The organism is Paenibacillus sp. FSL K6-1230, assembly GCF_038002385.1.
In the GTDB taxonomy this organism is placed as follows: Bacteria; Bacillota; Bacilli; order Paenibacillales; family Paenibacillaceae; genus Paenibacillus; species Paenibacillus massiliensis.
This window is the reverse complement of the sequence record NZ_JBBOCK010000001.1, coordinates 1972262-1990029: the sequence shown is the minus strand read 5'-3', so window position 1 is coordinate 1990029 and position 17768 is coordinate 1972262. Positions and strand designations below refer to the sequence as shown.

At 51.8% G+C, this 17768-nt stretch carries 11 protein-coding genes; 3 read left to right on the top strand and 8 right to left on the bottom strand.

Annotated elements, in window-relative coordinates:
• Positions 1 to 87: 87 nt before the first annotated feature.
• The gene (locus tag MKX74_RS08775; protein WP_341178111.1) at positions 88 to 1494 is read left to right on the top strand and encodes an MFS transporter; all 1407 of its coding nucleotides are present in this window, start codon (positions 88 to 90) and stop codon (positions 1492 to 1494) included.
• Positions 1495 to 1670: 176 nt separating this feature from the next.
• Here the strand turns inward: MKX74_RS08775 and MKX74_RS08770 are convergent, their stop codons facing one another.
• Positions 1671 to 4376 (bottom strand): beta-mannosidase, encoded by a 2706-nt coding sequence (locus MKX74_RS08770; protein WP_445667258.1) that lies wholly within the window; start codon positions 4374 to 4376, stop codon positions 1671 to 1673.
• A 263-nt stretch (positions 4377 to 4639) separates the two neighbouring features.
• On the bottom strand, positions 4640 to 5719 hold the full coding sequence (locus MKX74_RS08765; RefSeq protein ID WP_341178110.1) for a LacI family DNA-binding transcriptional regulator: 1080 nt from the start codon (positions 5717 to 5719) through the stop codon (positions 4640 to 4642).
• Positions 5720 to 5908: 189 nt separating this feature from the next.
• Here MKX74_RS08765 and MKX74_RS08760 point away from each other — a divergent pair, with 189 nt between their 5' ends.
• Positions 5909 to 7600 (top strand): ABC transporter substrate-binding protein, encoded by a 1692-nt coding sequence (locus MKX74_RS08760; protein WP_028592277.1) that lies wholly within the window; start codon positions 5909 to 5911, stop codon positions 7598 to 7600.
• Between the two features lie 180 nt (positions 7601 to 7780).
• Here the strand turns inward: MKX74_RS08760 and MKX74_RS08755 are convergent, their stop codons facing one another.
• From MKX74_RS08755 to MKX74_RS08740, 4 genes are all read right to left on the bottom strand, one after another.
• Positions 7781 to 8407: a hypothetical protein gene (locus tag MKX74_RS08755; RefSeq protein WP_341178109.1), complete on the bottom strand. Its 627-nt coding sequence runs from the start codon at positions 8405 to 8407 to the stop codon at positions 7781 to 7783.
• A 374-nt stretch (positions 8408 to 8781) separates the two neighbouring features.
• Entirely contained in the window at positions 8782 to 11094 is a 2313-nt protein-coding gene (locus MKX74_RS08750) for a class I SAM-dependent methyltransferase (protein ID WP_341178108.1), read from the bottom strand.
• A gap of 18 nt (positions 11095 to 11112) precedes the next feature.
• Positions 11113 to 11598 carry an NUDIX hydrolase gene (locus MKX74_RS08745; RefSeq protein WP_018883635.1) on the bottom strand — a complete coding sequence of 162 codons (486 nt, stop codon included), beginning with the start codon at positions 11596 to 11598 and terminating at the stop codon, positions 11113 to 11115.
• 85 nt (positions 11599 to 11683) lie between these two features.
• The gene (locus MKX74_RS08740) at positions 11684 to 12517 is read right to left on the bottom strand and encodes a GNAT family N-acetyltransferase (protein ID WP_341178107.1); all 834 of its coding nucleotides are present in this window, start codon (positions 12515 to 12517) and stop codon (positions 11684 to 11686) included.
• 390 nt (positions 12518 to 12907) lie between these two features.
• Between MKX74_RS08740 and MKX74_RS08735 the strand changes: the two genes are divergently transcribed.
• The gene (locus MKX74_RS08735; protein ID WP_445667312.1) at positions 12908 to 13975 is read left to right on the top strand and encodes a glycosyltransferase; all 1068 of its coding nucleotides are present in this window, start codon (positions 12908 to 12910) and stop codon (positions 13973 to 13975) included.
• A 308-nt stretch (positions 13976 to 14283) separates the two neighbouring features.
• Here the strand turns inward: MKX74_RS08735 and MKX74_RS08730 are convergent, their stop codons facing one another.
• Both MKX74_RS08730 and MKX74_RS08725 read right to left on the bottom strand, forming a co-directional pair.
• Positions 14284 to 14568: a DUF4183 domain-containing protein gene (locus MKX74_RS08730; RefSeq protein ID WP_028592270.1), complete on the bottom strand. Its 285-nt coding sequence runs from the start codon at positions 14566 to 14568 to the stop codon at positions 14284 to 14286.
• Between the two features lie 115 nt (positions 14569 to 14683).
• Complete coding sequence (locus tag MKX74_RS08725; protein WP_445667311.1) at positions 14684 to 17662, bottom strand: DUF4183 domain-containing protein; 2979 nt, start codon at positions 17660 to 17662, stop codon at positions 14684 to 14686.
• Between the last annotated feature and the right edge of the window lie 106 nt (positions 17663 to 17768).

Sequence of the window (17768 nt, the reverse complement as noted above, 5' to 3'; positions counted from 1 at the left end):
CACATTGAATTTTAGCGGATTCCATGATATATTTCAAATGTTCGATAACAATAGAACAATAAAATAAAGAAAAAGAGTGGTGAGACTGTGAACTCGGTTCCAACAGACAACACAATTACAGAACAACAAGCAGCATCGGAAAGCGGCCTTCCACGTGAAGGATTGCTGACTCTATTGCTCGGGTTCGCTGTCATACTTGTCATTATGAACACAGCCATGTTCAACCTGGCCCTACCTGATCTGACGAAGGCCTTCAGCCTCACGTCCACGATTACCTCGCTAATCGTGACTGGCTATTCGATTACCTTTGCAATCTCCTCTATTACATTCAGTCGCCTGTCCGACTTTCTACCATTGCGTTGGCTGATGACGATTGGACTGCTGACTATCGGGGTTGCTTCGATTGCGGGATTATTTGCCACGAGCTTCTGGCTTGTGCTCGCCGTGCGAATTATTCAGGCTATGGGAGCTGGAGCCATCATCTCCTTATCCATGGTACTGTTCACACGCTACATTCCGCTCTCACGTCGAGGCAAAATGATGGCAGCCATCATGTCGTCGGTATCCCTTGGTCTGGGTCTTGGCCCGGTCGCAGGCGGTGCCATTGTGGAATTTATGGGCTGGCGATATCTATTCGGTGTTACCGCCTTAATTCTAATCGTGCTCGTCTTCCTGTACCCTCTGCTTCCCAAGGAAAAGCCGGCACGTGGCAAATTCGATGTTATTGGCGCATTGCTAGTCAGTGTTAGTACGACAGCCCTGCTGCTGTTCTTGACCAATAAATCCTGGCTGATGCTGCTTGCAGGCGCACTTGGTCTTGTGCTGTTCATTGTCCGCATTCGCCGGACACCAGAGCCGTTCGTTCAGCCAGCCTTATTCGCTCAGAATAACTATATGCTGCTGATTGTTATCGGGATTACTTCCTATCTATGCAGCTTCGCGACGCTATTCCTGATACCGCAGATTCTGGTGCATCATTATGAGATGACGGCGAGTCATGCCGGATTCATCATATTCCCGGGATCATTACTGGCAGTTATCGTATCGCGCAAGGTCGGCTCAATCATTGACCAATACGGAAATGCAGCCATTTTAAGATATGCACCATTTGTCATATTGACCGCAGTGCTGCTGTTCGCACTCTTTGCAGGACATTCCTGGCTGTCGATCCTGTTCGTGTATATGGTAATGAGCTTGGGCTTCACCATGCTCTCAAGCAGTGTATCCAATGAGATTTCACGGATTCTGCCGGGATCGCAGATTGGTTCTGGTATGGGACTGTTTCAGTTACTGCAATTTTTCTCAGGCGCATTCAGCGTAGCATTAGCCTCCAGTGCCCTGGAATGGCAGCATCATCTAAGCTTGTCCACAGCGTTCTCCAACATCTTCTGGGGTCTACTGCTGATGGCGATCCTGTCTGTGGTTGCATCCTACCGATATATGCAAAGTGTAACTGCCTCACTCCGTTGCTCCCGCAGCTCGCTTGAAGCATAGAATGCGTACCTTGACTAGATCAAATGTGTGTATAGAGCCGCTGCAAGCGGGGAGCAAATGAATCAAATATAGGCTCGCGCGTAAAATTGCACAAGCGGCCATCCAGACGCTCCTTCAGAAGATATCTGGAGACAGCGCAGGATGGCCGCTTGTGCTATATTCGGGTCTTTGGAGTGTTACTTTATAGAGTGAACGGGCTGAATAAGGTCATTCAGCGAATACACCGTGAGCTGCGGCATCTGCCCTTCTTGGACTGTAGCTTGCTTCTGCTCCTGCTTCTGCCCCTGTCCCCTGTCCACAGAGTAACCCTGAGGAACCGCTCGTGGTCTGAAGCCAACGAGCTTGGTCTCTCCTGGGAGCAGATCGAAGTTATTATCTGTGAACATGCCATCCACCTCGGCAGACAGCCAGACATATTTAGCCAATACATCTGACTGCACGCTGAACCAGTGAACATCGCCTTCCTCCCACTGTGCCGAAGTGAACGTTACATCTGTAGAAAGGCGTGGATTATCAGGCTGATCCGATGGTGCAGCCACCTCACAAACCGTAATCTCTGGAGCAGGTAACAGAGTAGACTGTAATGGAGCAAGCAGCTGCTCGCGGCGATCCAATACGGTGCCGTCCTGCTCCAATGCCGCAACGAGCACATATTCGACTGCACCTCGGCCCTGCAGCAGCTCATGAATAGACAGTGTGCTCGCCACAGTCGCTCCCAGCTTCGGAATCTCTACAGATTGTGTCCGTTCCTCGACCAGGCCGTCGCAAATGTGGTAGAGAGCTACACGTAGTGTCCCTTCGAGCGGCTCAAGCGTATCATTAATCAGATGGATGGAAATGGTGTTACGGTGCTGATCTTCAGCCAGCTCTGAATCCTCTGTCAGTAGCTCGATCGACAGCATGATGTCCTTGAAGGAGCGCTTGATCGTATATTGAGCTGCCTTCCAGCGACCGTAGTAATCCATACTCGCCCAGGAAGCAACCGGCCAACAATCGTTCATCTGCCAATACAGCGTCCCCATACAATAGGGCTTGCGGCGTCGATGCGCTTCAATGGCCATGCCCATGGCATCAGCCTGCAGAATCTGGCTCATATGCATGAAAGACACGAAGTCGCGCGGCTCCTGCATATAACGATCCATGTAGGTCTTGATCAGCTGATTACCTCTGCCGTTCTTCTGATGGGCAAGCATCACCTCGGATTCCAGCGCAAGCTCGTGCTCCTCCGCATAGGTACGAACCGTCCGATAGTCAGGAAAAGACTGAAATCCATACTCACTCATAAATCTGCCTACATATTTACTGTAGTTCTCAAAAGGCTCTGAATTGTGCCACACTCCCCAATAATGGATGTCGCCTTCGGTGGAATCATTTCTCGTATGTTGTCTGTCATCACCAGTCAGGTCAACCAGGGGTGAGGATGGCCAGTACGATATCTCAGGCATGAGCTCCTGCACCCGATCTGGTAGTATTTGATGGAACACAGCCTCATAATCTGCCCAGAGCTGCTCCCGCTGCTCTTGAGTGAACGACTGCTTCCAACCCCATCCGCGTTCCTCCACATAATGCGACCAGGCCGAATCAATTTCATTATTGCCACACCATAGAGCGATGGATGGATGATGGCGTAGACGCCGGAGCTGATCGGCTGCCTCTTGCTTCACACTATGGAGAAAACGCTCATCTCCAGGATACATGGAGCAGGCGAACATGAAATCCTGCCAGACCAAAATGCCATGCTCATCACACAGGTCATAGAATACATCTGCTTCATATATGCCTCCACCCCAGACGCGCAGCATGTTCATATTGGACTCCACAGCAGAACGAATCTCATGCAAATAACGATCCGATGTGACCTCCGTTACGAAGCTGTCGTTAGGAATGTGGTTAGCGCCTTTGCAGAAGACAGGGATTCCGTTCAGCTCCAGATAAAAGCTGGCTCCTGCCTCATCCCGCTCGCGGACCAGACGAACGGATCTGAGTCCCGTGCGCACCTCATACTCGGACAACAGCTCGGTACCTTGCTTCAGTGTTGCCCTGAAAGTATGTAGCTTTGCCTCGCCCAGACCTCTGCTCCACCAAAGCTCGGGCTCCTGAATATCCATCGGCAGCTCCAGAACATGCTGACCCGGAGTCAGATTCACCTCCATAGACCATTCCCCGCCTGCGCCACTTACCAACAGCTGTCCCGCAACAGCTTCCGTACAGGCTACCTCCACCAGTGCCGTCAGCTTCGCCTCTGCTGCCGTCACCTCATCCTGACGAATACAAAAATCCGTCAAAGACGCAATAGACCAGCCCTCCAGTCGCACCTCACGCCAAATACCGCTGGTGACGAAGCGTGGCCCCCAATCCCAGCCATAATGATACGGAGCCTTGCGGGCAAAGACGCTAACCTTCCTGCTACCAAGCTCCCCTAGCTCAGATTGATCGTTCGGCGCAGGCAGCTCATATCCCAGCTTCTCCAGCTTGGGCAGATCCTCTTGGATCGGAGAGCGAAATCGCACAAGCAGCGCATTTTCACCAGATGTCAGATATGATCGAATATCTACCCTCCAGATTCTGAACATGTTATCGGCCGTCAGCACCTGCTGACCATTCACGTAGACATTCGCATAGGTATCCAGTCCTTCAAATACAAGCTCAAGCACATCCAGCTGCAACCAATCCGAATCTACATGAAGAGTTGCTGCATATTCCCAATCCTGCTTATCCACCCACTGCAGTCTGTGCTCATTGGTCCCATAGAATGGATCATTGATTCGTCCGCTCTGGAGCAAGTCTGTATGCACACACCCGGGAACCTGTGCCGGAAGCCACTGCTCCTCATCAGCGCTCTTGAAGCTCCATGCCGTAAGATTATGGATCATTTTATTCATGAGTAACCTCCCGAATCTGGAAATGACGTTGGAGAACTAAGTTCAATTGAATAACAAAAGGATAACAACCATACCCAAGCAAGCGTATTCAAAAAAACTTTTAGGATAATTACATAACAAAATTATAACTAACGTTATCCAAAGGTCAATACCAGATAAGAAAAAAGCCTGGATACGACATGCACAACCATGCCTACCCAAGCTAATCACATCGAACAGATCCAGCCATTTCCTACGACACCTCTGTAGACATCCATATATCGCTATGTGGAACGCACTGGCGGCATATATGTATCCCTCAGCACCAGCTCTGCGTAGATTGACTTACGTTCAGGCGCTGAAGCCGAATTCAGAATACGCCACAATAGCTGATCTACCGCCCGCTTGCCTAGCAGCTCCTGATCCACCTTGACGGTAGCCGCTAGTGGAAGCTCCATATGAGTATGGTCGAAGCCCGTCACGCCGCACATGACAGGGGCATCTACACCGCGCTCCTCTAGAATGCGCAGGACAAGCTGGGCCGTCACATCATTAACACAGACGAAGAGCTCAGGTAATTGGTCAAGCGGTAACGTTCGCAGACCCTCCTCCAGACTGGTATCACCTAACCCCAGCAGGCTCTCTTTTTGTATAAGTGGGGTACCCGATGTATCAATCGCACCATGTGCACCGAACATACCATGCACACCCACGATCCCCTGCTGCTCCAGCACCATGCGATAAGCCAACCAGCGCTCGTAGAAGCTCGGAGCCTCATGAATGCGGCCCACGAACTGTAAGCTGCGATAACCCCGAGCAAGTATTGCACGTACCAGCTCTCCCATTCCGCTTGTATTGTCAGTGAATATCGTATCCGCCCGCACGGTCGGGTCCAGATGGTCCACCAGTACTAACGGAATGTCCATGCGGCTAATATTTAGCAGAATGCTCGTGGATACGGTACCGACCGTAATAATGCCGCGGATTGCCTCCGGATTCAATAGCGTGAACATATCCTCCGAGGTCGGCTCAGTCAGCGTCAGAACGTCCAGCCCCTTTTGGTTCAGCCGCTGCGAGATCCCCTCAAAAATCGGGCCCCAGTACCGGGACTCCCTGTTCTGATGTCGAATATTCGGAAATAAAATCATTACTGTTCCCTGCCAACCTCCGGTCAGCTCATCCTTCAATTCGATACGCCCTGCTCTGCCCTCGCTCCGAAAATAGCCCATTTGCCCGGCCAGATTCACGATTGTAGCCCTCGTCTCCTCACTGACTCCTGACTTGCCTGCGAGAGCTCTTGATACAGCGAATTTCGACACTCCTGCAGTGTCGGCTATTTCCTGTAGTGTCACTTTTTTGCGCATTATATCACCTGTCCTGATTCACGATTGCATATGTACTCATAACTTGCTTCATGGTAGCATATTTTTCTTACAAGTACCAAACAAGTTTGCAAACAATCCCTTGACTGTTAGGTTATTTTTATTTACAATACCCTTGTTGAAAGCACTTACATTGTATTTATTAACAATATCATATGAGGGGGAACAAGCATGGGCAAATCGACAACCTGGCGTTATCTAGCCGTCATGCTGGTGTCAGCAAGCTTGCTGGTAGGCACCGCTTGCAGTAACGGCAGCAACTCTTCTGCTGTAGAGGACGATCCAAATGATACAAGTCCGTTGACACTTACTTACTTCAGTGGCGAAGCTAATCCGAACTGGAACAATATGAAGGATGCTATTGGTCAGGAGTTTACTCGCAAGACTGGCGTCACCGTGCAAGCAGAGTTTGCTGTGAATGGTAGCGGTCAGGACAAATTCGCCCTAATGGCCGCCAGTGGAGATTATCCAGATATCGTATACCCTAAAGACAATGTAGGCAAGCTGGTCGATGCAGGAGCCCTTATTGACCTGACCGATCTGATTGAGGAGCATGCTCCGAATATCAAGAGGGTATATGGAGATTATTTTAACCGGATCAAATATAGTCTAGACGATCCTGCCATCTACACCATCCCCACAAATATGGGTGTGGATACGGTAGCCTTTGACGCTACTGGAGGTTTCGAGATTCAGCATCAGGCCTTGGAGAAGCTCGGATATCCCAAGATTAGAACCGTCAAGGATTTCGAGAATGCACTGCGAGCCTATGTCGAAAAATATCCCACCACCAACGGACAGCCTACGATCCCCCTGACGCTGGATGCTGATGATTGGAAGATCATGATTACCGTCACCAACCCTGCGGTCCAGACTACAGGTGCCCCTAACGACGGTGAATATTACATTGACCCCGAGACCTACGAAGCGAAGCTGCACTACCGTCGCGCAGAAGAGCGTGAATACTTCCGCTGGCTGAATCATATGTACAACGAAGGCTTGCTCGACAAAGAGACCTTCGTACAGAAGAGCGATCAATATAAATCCAAGATTGCCAGTGGCCGCGTCATCGGCCTAATTGATTGGGAATGGAACTATCAGGATGCTGAGAATTCTTTGAAGGCTGCAGGCCTTGAGGAGCATACGTATGCTCACTTTCCTGTGACACTCACAGAGGAATATGATGACCCTTCCTTCCAATCCATTGGCTTCGATACAGCTTATGGCATCGGCATTACGACCAGCAACAAGAACCCAGTCCGTACTATTAAATTTCTCGATTTCCTGTCCTCTGACGAAGGCCAAATACTGCGGCAATGGGGTATAGAGGGGCAGCATTATAATGTCGTAGACGGCAAGCGTGTCATTCCACCAGACGTACAGGAACGGAAGAACAATGACAATCTGAACTTCCAGAAGGAGACCGGCATCGGACTGTACTGGAGCTGGGGTGCACAGTATGGCGACGGGATTAAGGACCCTACTGGCAACTACTACACGACGAATTATCCTGAGCTGATCACAGCTAATTATAGTGAAGCCGAGAAAAAGTCACTCAAGGCCTACAACGCTACTACCTGGAAAGACCTGTTCAAGACCGAAAAGGATTTCCCTGTCAAGGAATGGGGAGCTGCCTACAACATGCCTGTTCCTACCGATACTGACTACAATGTCATTTATCAGAAAGCGCAGGATATTATGAAGAAACGTATTCCCGAAGCGATCCTTGCACCACGGGACAAATTTGACGAGGTATACGACACCATGCTGAAGGAGTTCGACAATGCAGGTGTGCCGAAGGCTGAGGCTACCTACACCGAGCTGATCAAGAATCGTCTCAAGCTGTGGAATGGTGAGGAGTAGCTAGAGCTGTAAGCTCGGAAATCTTTCCTTTAAATCAACAATTAAGGGCCGCACCGTTGCAGAATGTCTGCAGGCGCAGCCCTTTGCTTTATTCTCCAAGCTAATCTGATACCCCGATGAACCGAGGTTCGGTCTTTTATGATGACAACCCAAAACTAGCCGAATGGGGTTCAATCACAGTTATAGCGCCGCAAGCTCGGCCAGTGCCTCCTCCTGGTCCCGCTCGGGATTCAACCTCGTGATGAGCTCTTCCGTAATCACTTGCCCTTCAAAAACGTCACGGACATCCTCGGCTTCCAGCTCCAGCTCATAGTAGTCGTTTGCCCAATCCACGTAGGCCTCTGGTGTGTCGTACATCGTGGACAGCAGCCAAGAAGCTCCTGAGTCTATGCCTTCCGGCACGATCACTGGCCCTGCAGACCAGTTCGCAGCCTCCACCAGTCGCCAGTAACAGAAGGTGACCTCTTCTGGCTCCAATGCATCATCCTGCAGATGCTGCATCAATTCAGCTGGCATTCCGTCATACATCCCGGGCCACACGCCGTACTCTTCCTGTGCATGTGGACTGAGCTCGGATTCATGGTCAAAGCCTTTGATAATCGTGCCTTCAGGTGCAAAAATAACATACATATGATTGCCAGACCCGTCATCCACTTTGGCCAGTGATACCCCTTCTGCCCAGGCAGGCTCATACGTGTAGTAGCGTAGCCACTCCTCATCGCACAGAATAATATCCAGCAGAGCCAGTACTCTCAGGTTGGTCTGCAATTCCTTGGGATTTATAACTTCATCAGCTAGTGCTATCATATGCTGTCCTCCGCTCATCTCGCATATTTACTCACATTCTTGTTTCTTAGAATTTTCTCAGAATCTTCTTAGATTTTGATTTAAAAGTGATTAAACTCTCTTTAGATGCCCTTCTACTTTCTATTAAGACTCTTCTTTTTCTTATAGACACCTAATACTCTTGTAGAAAATACTATTGTAGAAAATACTATTGTAGAAAATACTATTGTAGAAATAATATCTCTTATTCTGGTACCTCGGGCCATATTAAATATAAGTATAGAGCCGCACCAAGTAGGAAGCTCTATCAAAACCTATGAACACCTATCGAAACCTATGGAGACCTATCAAGACCTGTCGACCGCTGTTAGGCTTCCTGTTCTTTACGGTCGCTCTCATTTCGTCGGCTTCTCTATAACCCACAGACAGGTACTGTCCGGCAATGGCACAGGGTTCCCCTTCTCGTCCGTTAGGACGATCCGCTCCTGTAGCGACTCCGTATAGCCTGCCTGCAAATAATGCTCTGCTACCAAAATACCTGCCTCTTCCCCAAGGGTCTCATGAATGAACTTCCGATAACCGGACGGTGTCAGATAGCCGAATTGCTCCTGCACCTCGTGAACATAAGCCTCGGCACCCCAGGTATATGTATAGAGGAACTCCATCGCATCATTCACAGGCAGCTCCACCTCATCATCACCTAGCACCGTATATTCAATCCTTCTGCCTGCAAAATCCTTCGCATAGCGTTCAAGCCAGCGCACACCGTCAGTTTCTAGAAAACGAATACGTCTACGCTGCTCCAGCGGCTCAGTCATGATGCCATCTCGAATGATGATCCTCCCACCTGGGGCAAGGACCCGGTACGCACTACGCAATGCATCGGCTACAGTAAGCAGGTTGAATTTGTGGCCGTCCCGCTCAATATAGGAATATAGCTCATGCAGAATGGATGAGAAAATGATCGTATCCACGCTTCCAGGCTCAATACTGCTCTCCAGTTGAAGCGCATCTCCCTTCATGACCTGCCACTGATGCCCCTCCAGCTGCTTCTTGCGCTCCAGTGCCTCAATGACATTCGTTGAAATATCAATCCCTACAGCCTGCAAATCAGGCAACTCCTGCTCGATCAGGTCCAGCAGCACACCTCCGCCTGGTCCGATATCAAGTACGCGAGTCCCGGAAATGTAGTCCAGCATGACCCGCTTGTAGTCTACCGTCTGGTTCATATCCGCGAGATAGCGCTCCTCGTTGTGGAAACGGTCATACGCATCTCGACGCAGATCGAACAAATCAAAGAGCAGCAACACAGCCTGCTCATAAAGCGGCGTCTTTTCTGCCTCGATACAAAATTCGATCAGCTTGTTGGCTGCGGGCGAGAATTCGAAGTTAACAAATACGGTGTCTGCGAGCGACGGCAGCTGCTTTAGCTGATAATGCAGGTGAGGATTGTCCGGCTGCTGCCCGTTCAGGATCTCCTCCCAGCTCAGTTCACGCAAAAATTTCTCAATCATGCGCTTCTTATACACATTAATGTGCTTCTGCCCTTTATAATCGTAGTAAATCATGTTCATGAAGGGCTCAAAGCTGATATGACGAAGCTGTTGACTCCATCTGCCTGTAAATTCATCTGCCGCATAGGCGCTGTTGTCCATGAATGGAGCTTCAGCTCCATGCCTATCTTTAAGGGACACCGTGTGCTCCTGCTCCTGCGACTGCGACTTCGTCTCCAGTTCTGTCAATTCCAATCCCGTTGAGCCCGATACGACTGAGTCGCTTACTGCTGTGCCGGATACGTCTGAGTGGCGCAGCGCCAGCAGGAAGATCTTCACGACCTCCTCCAGAGAGAAATCCTGCAGCGCTGATTCTACATACCATAGTGTCTTGTCTTGCATATTCGTGAGAGCAGAAATAACACCTTCTATTTGTTCCAGTTGGGTAAATGCTTGACTGAACGCTTCTCCGCCTTCAATAGATGCACTGCGCAGACGCATGAGGCGCTCTCGAATCGTCCAAGCTACCTCACGCTCACCTGCCGCAATATTACGGATGAGCTGCTTCACTTCAGGCTGTACCCGTTCCCACAATGCCAGATCCACTGCTCCGATGATACAAGCATTTAGCGGAAGCAATACTGAATCCAGCTCCTCCGCTGAGAGATACCCTTTCTCTACAAGCTCTATCAAAGGCTCATGGGCCGAGAAGGGAACCTCTCCCCGGATGTATTGACCAATCAGGCCATGAGTAGCGATCAGGCGCTCCACCACTATATCCTTAGCCTGGTCTGCTTCGATCGGATCAGGGATCCCCTCCCGCAGTCGCTGCGTAGCAGCACCCTCGCCTCTGCCGTACCGTGCATATAGCTGGGCTGAGCCCTCATTATGCACGAACAAATTGATACCGTGAGCTTGCCAGGCCAAGCGTTGACGCAGTGTGCCCCCTTTGGCTGTCTCTGCCCAGATCAGCACCTGCTCTACCAATTCCTTGACCCAAAAGGACAGCTTCATCCCCTCCAGCAGACGCAGTGAACGCTCCACATAGTCCAGCACCGGATTGACTTGCCCTTGTAGCTCCTCCAAGGATTGAATACGCTCATAGTTCACGACCCGCTCCTCGGCCGATGCCAGTAGCTGCAGCCAGCTATGTTGCCCCAACGATGCGGGATCTCCCGAACGGTAGGCAGCAATTGCCTTCAGTGACCGTAACATCTACTCATCCCCTCCCCTTCATTTCTCTCCGTCTAATATAGCGGCAATCAAGCGCTTCTGGTGGCTAGGTAGATCCGCAGGCAGATGCATCCTGTCGCAGAACATAGCCTCAGATATTTCGCTATTGGCCTGGAATGTCCCACCCGTCACGATGCCTCTATACACCAGTTCAACCCGTCCTGGCTTCGTGCTGTAGATCGCCCGCTCCAGTCGGGTAATCGTCACCTTGAATTGCGTCTCCTCCCATATTTCTCGCTCCAGCGCCTGCTCCGGCTTCTCCATCTCCATCCAGCCGCCCGGGATCCCCCAAGGCTCCTTGTCACGATACGTGTGCTTCAACAGCAGGACCTCTCCTGCATCATTCGTGATCACCCCAAGGACAGCAACGAGGAATTTATGCTGTGTCCGGTATACAATGGTATTCTTCAAGCCCTTCAGTGGCATGTGACGATACATATAGACCAGCCAGTCTCTTGGAATGCGTCGAATCAGTCGTGCCAGCATACAACACCTTCATTCATGTGGTTTCCCAATCCATTTTGAATACTACTAATTTTCAGATTGAATAGGCTCCGATTACATTTTGATTTTACCGCTCGGGCTGTACTCTATACCAATACGAATATCGATCCCGGAAGCCCATACTTTCATACAATTGCAGAGCAGGCCTGTTATCAGCCAGCACCTGCAAATAAGCATATTGTGCACCTTGAGAAGCTCCCCAGCGCAATAGATGAAGCAGCAATTGACGCGCATGGCCGCGTCTGCGGAACACAGAATCAGTCCCGATCTCGTAGATTCCCAGACCTCCGCCAGCAACTACTCCAAGTCCACAGGCTACAGGGATTCCCTCCACATACAGCAACACATAACCTGCATTGAGACCCGAATGACGCAGCAGTCTCTGCTTTACCTCCAGATACTTGTCACTTAGCCCACTGAGACGTACAACCGTCTCTAGCCACAACGGATTCAATTCCTCGAATATCGTGACCTTGTATCCCGCAGCATCAAGACACTGGGCATGTGAGTGCCCTATATTTAGCAACGTGAGTGGCACAGGCCCAGCCAAATCCATGCTTTGCACACGAGACAGATCCGTCTGAACATAGCCACGGGCCTCAAGTACAGCATCTAGATTGGATGGCTCTGTATACGGTGTTATTTTGAATATGGTTGGCAAGCCAGCCTGCTGATAGTACTGCTCACATCGGTTTATTTTGTCAACTAAATGCTGTATGTCATTTATATGCTGTGAGTCATTTATACTCTGTGCGTCTGTCTTTGACCCGGCATACAACGGGCTTATGGAATTAGAGCGCTTCGTGTAGCCTCCAGCGAATCTGAGCAGCCATCCGTCCAGCTCCAGCTGCTTCAGCGCAGGCCAACTCTGCAAAGACTGTTCTTCTAAGAATTTATACACCTGAAATCCCCCATCCATTTCTGCAGCACGATGCATCATCCGTGAATAGACCCTGAACCACGCAACACATCGGCAAGAGAAGCATCATCGCTTCTATGCTGCTATGCAGAAGTCATAATCGGAAGTGCAAGAAGCCCATATAGAGAATTAATATACATTAATATGAATAATAATTCAAAACGGAAAAGAGTATTCTTTCCCATATTATACAGGGCCTCTGAATGCGTCGGCAAACTCCGGCTTTCGCACAGCAACGGGAATAGGATGAGCTACCCCATGAATATACATGCTGTAGCGGAGGCTATGCATGATTCCAATGTCAGGCTTATAGCGCTTGACTAACACTCGGTGCTCAGGGGGAGAATACGATTGCCAACCATTAGCCTATGTATGATCGTCAAAAATGAGGAAGAGGTGCTCGACGGCTGTCTCAGCTCTGTCGCGGACCTCGTGGACGAGATTGTCATTGTGGATACAGGGTCTGATGACCGAACCAAGGAAATTGCTGCACGATTTGGCGCCAAAATTGTGGATTTTGTCTGGAGAGATCATTTTGCGGATGCCCGGAATTTTGCCTTCGACCATGCCACCCAGGAGTACATTCTCTGGCTCGATGCAGACGATGAGCTGCTGGAGCCCGATCGGATCAAGCTGCGGACGTTGAAGGAGAACCTTCCTCCTTCTGTCGATGCTGTGTCAATGTTCTATAACACGGGCTTCAATGCCCAAGGAGAGGTCAGCTTCCAGTTCCGACGTCACCGACTGGTCAAGCGTGCCTGCAACTTCAGATGGTTCGGGGCCGTTCATGAGTATTTGCAGGTGGGCGGTAACATCTTCACCACCGACATTGCTATATCCCATCGCAAATTCAAGAAGACCGCTACGGAGCCTTCAGGTTCGGTTGGGCGTAATCTGCGCATCTATGAGCGGATGGCTACTGAGGGTAGAGAATTCACTCCGCGGGACTTGTTCTATTACGGCAATGAGCTGCGAGAGCATGGTCAGCACGAGAAGGCGTTGGAGATCTATGAGAAATTCCTTGCCACCAAGCAGGGCTGGATTGAGGATGAGATTCGAACCTGTCAGCATATGGCGGATTGCAAGGCTGCACTCGGGAACCAGGAAGAGGCCGTCCTGACGAGCATGCGTGCACTTCTCTATGATCGTCCACGGCCAGATGCGAGCTGCACGCTGGGAGATCATTTTATGCGCAAGCAGAAATATGCAGCCGCCATCTACTGGTATGAGCAGGCCTTATACTTTGAACACCGGGAATTACCCGGCTTTCACCACAAATCACTCACGACCTGGTATCCCTATCTTCAGCTCTGTGTCTGTCACTGGCAATTGGGAGACAAGGAAGCCTCCCGAAGCTGCAATGAGAAGGCTGCCAGCTATCATCCCGAGCATCCTAGCATTGTCTCTAATCAGAAGCTGTTCGAGGGGTCCGCTACCTAATCGCAGCGAGTGAAGGCAGACAGACACAGATAGTGATAAACAAACAGATACGGATACACAAGAGAACTATCCTGGCATCCGCCGAATGATACCCGTCATGTAGATTGTATAAGCCGGTGTATGTTTAATGAACTTATTTCAATAAGCAAGGGCTACTCACAAATCAAAACATGATTTAACGCTTTCTTGGAAAATAGACAAAAAGAAGCTTCTAAGCGCATCAATTGGCTTAGAAGCTTCTTCGCTTTAATCCGAGCATAGCTTGCAGGTTGGATACTGAGCACAACCTGCTTTGTACTTAAACCATATCAGTTAACGACAATTTCTACCAGCAGCGGTGTGGCTGGATCAAGGGCATCACCACCAGGTATAGTGATCGTTGTCGTAGTGATGGTGGAAGTATCAGCTAATTGAGGGACACCATTGATAAAGAGAACGTAGTAAGAAAAGGTGGCTGGGAAAGCCGTTGCTGCTGTCCCGGCATCATTTGTGAAGCTAGTAGCAGCAATAGCGAACGTTGCACCTGTTCCAGTTCCATCACCAAAAGTTGCTGCGAACTTTCTGGACGCCTGGAAGGGAGGAGTGATTGGCATTGTGGCTCACCTCCTTTCTCTCTACCAAATTATGCTTGGTAAATGAGAAAGGGACGGCGGAAGGATGAGATTAAAAGACTATTTTTATAGATTGATAGATGATTGACTTCTTTCTTTATGGAACAATAATGGCTGTGAAGCTAACGATCTCCAGAATAATCGGGGTGCCTGCAAAAAGAACCCCACCACCATTATTTAAAGATAATGTGGAGGAAATAACATTATAGAAGCTTCCCTCCTGTACAATGCCATTGATATATAGATTGTTGAAGCTGTTTGCTCCAAGTCCACTGAATGCTGCTGCAGGGGTCCCTGAATCATCCGTAAAGTCTGTTGCTGGAAAATCTACGATAGTCGATAAATCAACGTCACTCGTGAGAATAAGGAAGTATCTGAATGCTGTCGGAATAATGCTAACGCTAGTTACAGAGGGGCCTGTAGGTCCCGTAATGCCTGTATCGCCCGTCGGCCCGGTTGCTCCTGTGGGTCCCGTAGATCCCGAACTGCCTGTTTCGCCCGTCGATCCTGTTGCTCCAGTAGGGCCCGTAGTGCCTGTTACACCCGTTGGACCTGTTGCTCCTGTAGATCCCGTGTCACCTGTGGCACCAGTTTCTCCGGTTGCTCCAGTAGGGCCCGTGTTGCCTGGTTCGCCCGTCGGTCCGGTTGCTCCTGTTGCTCCCGTATTGCCTGTGGCGCCTGTTGGTCCGGTAGCCCCGCTGGGTCCCGTGTTACCTGTGACGCCCGTGGCTCCGGTGGCTCCCGTTGTCCCCGTACTACCTGTGGCACCCGTTACTCCGGTGGCTCCCGTAGATCCCGTGCTGCCTGTGGCACCTGTCGCTCCGCTTGCTCCAGTAGGTCCCGTGTTGCCCGTAGCTCCAGTTGTACCTGTTGGTCCCGTAGCGCCTGTTACACCCGTCGATCCTGTTGCTCCAGTAGATCCTGTTGCTCCAGTAGATCCTGTTGCTCCAGTAGATCCCGTGCTACCTGTAGCACCCGTCGCTCCGGTTGCACCTGTAGTTCCCGTACTACCTGTGGCTCCCGTCGCTCCGGTTGCACCTGTAGTTCCCGTACTACCTGTGGCACCTGTCGGTCCAGTGACTCCTGTAGGGCCCGTAGTGCCTGTTACACCCGTTGGACCTGTTGCTCCTGTAGATCCCGTGTCACCTGTGGCACCAGTTTCTCCGGTTGCTCCAGTAGGGCCCGTGTTGCCTGGTTCGCCCGTCGGTCCGGTTGCTCCTGTTGCTCCCGTATTGCCTGTGGCGCCTGTTGGTCCGGTAGCCCCGCTGGGTCCCGTGTTACCTATGACGCCCGTGGCTCCGGTGGCTCCCGTTGTCCCCGTACTACCTGTGGCTCCCGTTACTCCTGTGGCACCTGTCGCTCCGCTTGCTCCAGTAGGTCCCGTGTTGCCCGTAGCTCCAGTTGTACCTGTTGGTCCCGTAGCGCCTGTTACACCCGTCGATCCTGTTGCTCCAGTAGATCCTGTTGCTCCAGTAGATCCCGTGCTACCTGTAGCACCCGTCGCTCCGGTTGCACCTGTAGTTCCCGTACTACCTGTGGCTCCCGTCGCTCCGGTTGCACCTGTAGTTCCCGTACTACCTGTGGCACCTGTCGGTCCAGTGACTCCTGTGGGGCCCGTGATGCCTGTGACACCCGTTGGACCTGTAGCTCCTGTAGTTCCCGTACTGCCTGTTACACCCGTCGGTCCGGTAGCCCCGCTGGGTCCCGTGTTACCTGTGACGCCCGTGGCTCCCGTGGCTCCCGTGGTCCCCGTACTACCTGTGGCACCCGTTACTCCGGTGGCTCCTGTAGATCCCGTACTGCCTGTTTCGCCCGTGGATCCTGTAGCCCCAGAAGGTCCCGTGTTGCCTATTGCGCCCGTGGCTCCGGTGGCTCCTGTGGGTCCCGTACTACCTGTGACACCCGTTACTCCGGTGGCTCCTGTAGATCCCGTACTACCTGTTGCGCCTGTCAGCCCGGTGGCTCCGGTTGCTCCTGTTGCTCCCGTATTGCCTGTGGCGCCTGTCGGTCCGGTTGCTCCTGTGGATCCCGTACTACCTGCATCGCCCGTTGGACCTGTAGCTCCGATGGATCCCGTACTACCTGTGACGCCTGTCGGTCCGGTTGCTCCTGTGGATCCCGTACTACCTGCATCGCCCGTTGGACCTGTAGCTCCGGTGGATCCCGTACTACCTGTGACGCCTGTCGGTCCGGTTGCTCCTGTGGATCCCGTACTACCTGCATCGCCCGTTGGACCTGTAGCTCCGGTGGATCCCGTACTACCTGTGACGCCTGTCGGTCCGGTTGCTCCTGTGGATCCCGTACTACCTGTGACACCTGTCGGTCCGGTTGCTCCTGTGGATCCCGTTTCGCCCGTGGCACCCGTTACTCCGGTGGCTCCTGTAGATCCCGTACTGCCTGTTACACCCGTCGGTCCGGTAGCCCCGCTGGGTCCCGTGTTGCCTATTGCGCCCGTGGCTCCGGTGGCTCCTGTGGGTCCCGTACTACCTGTGACACCCGTTACTCCGGTGGCTCCTGTAGATCCCGTACTGCCTGTTGCACCCGTCGATCCTGTAGCCCCGCTGGGTCCTGTGTTGCCTGTTGCGCCCGTCGGACCGGTTGCTCCAGTTGAACCCGTGTTGCCCGCATCGCCCGTGGCTCCGGTTGTACCGGTTGGGCCCGTAGTACCTGCGGCGCCTGTCGGTCCGGTAGCCCCGCTGGGTCCCGTGCTACCTGTGACACCTGTTACTCCGGTAGCTCCTGTGGGTCCCGTACTACCTGTGACACCCGTTACTCCGGTGGCTCCCGTGCTACCTGTGACACCCGTTACTCCGGTGGCTCCCGTGCTACCTGTGACACCCGTTACCCCGGTGGCTCCTGTAGATCCCGTACTGCCTGTTTCGCCCGTTACTCCGGTGGCTCCCGTAGATCCCGTACTACCTGTTGCGCCCGTTACTCCGGTTGCCCCTGTAGATCCCGTGTTTCCCGTATCGCCCGTGGCTCCGGTTGTACCAGTTGGTCCCGTAGTACCTGCGGCGCCTGTCGGTCCGGTGGCTCCAGCGGGCCCTGTGCTACCTGTGACGCCTGTCGGTCCCATAGCCCCAGTAGATCCCGTTCTGCCTGTTTCGCCCGTTACTCCGGTGGCTCCCGTAGATCCCGTACTACCTGTTGCGCCCGTTACTCCGGTTGCCCCTGTAGATCCC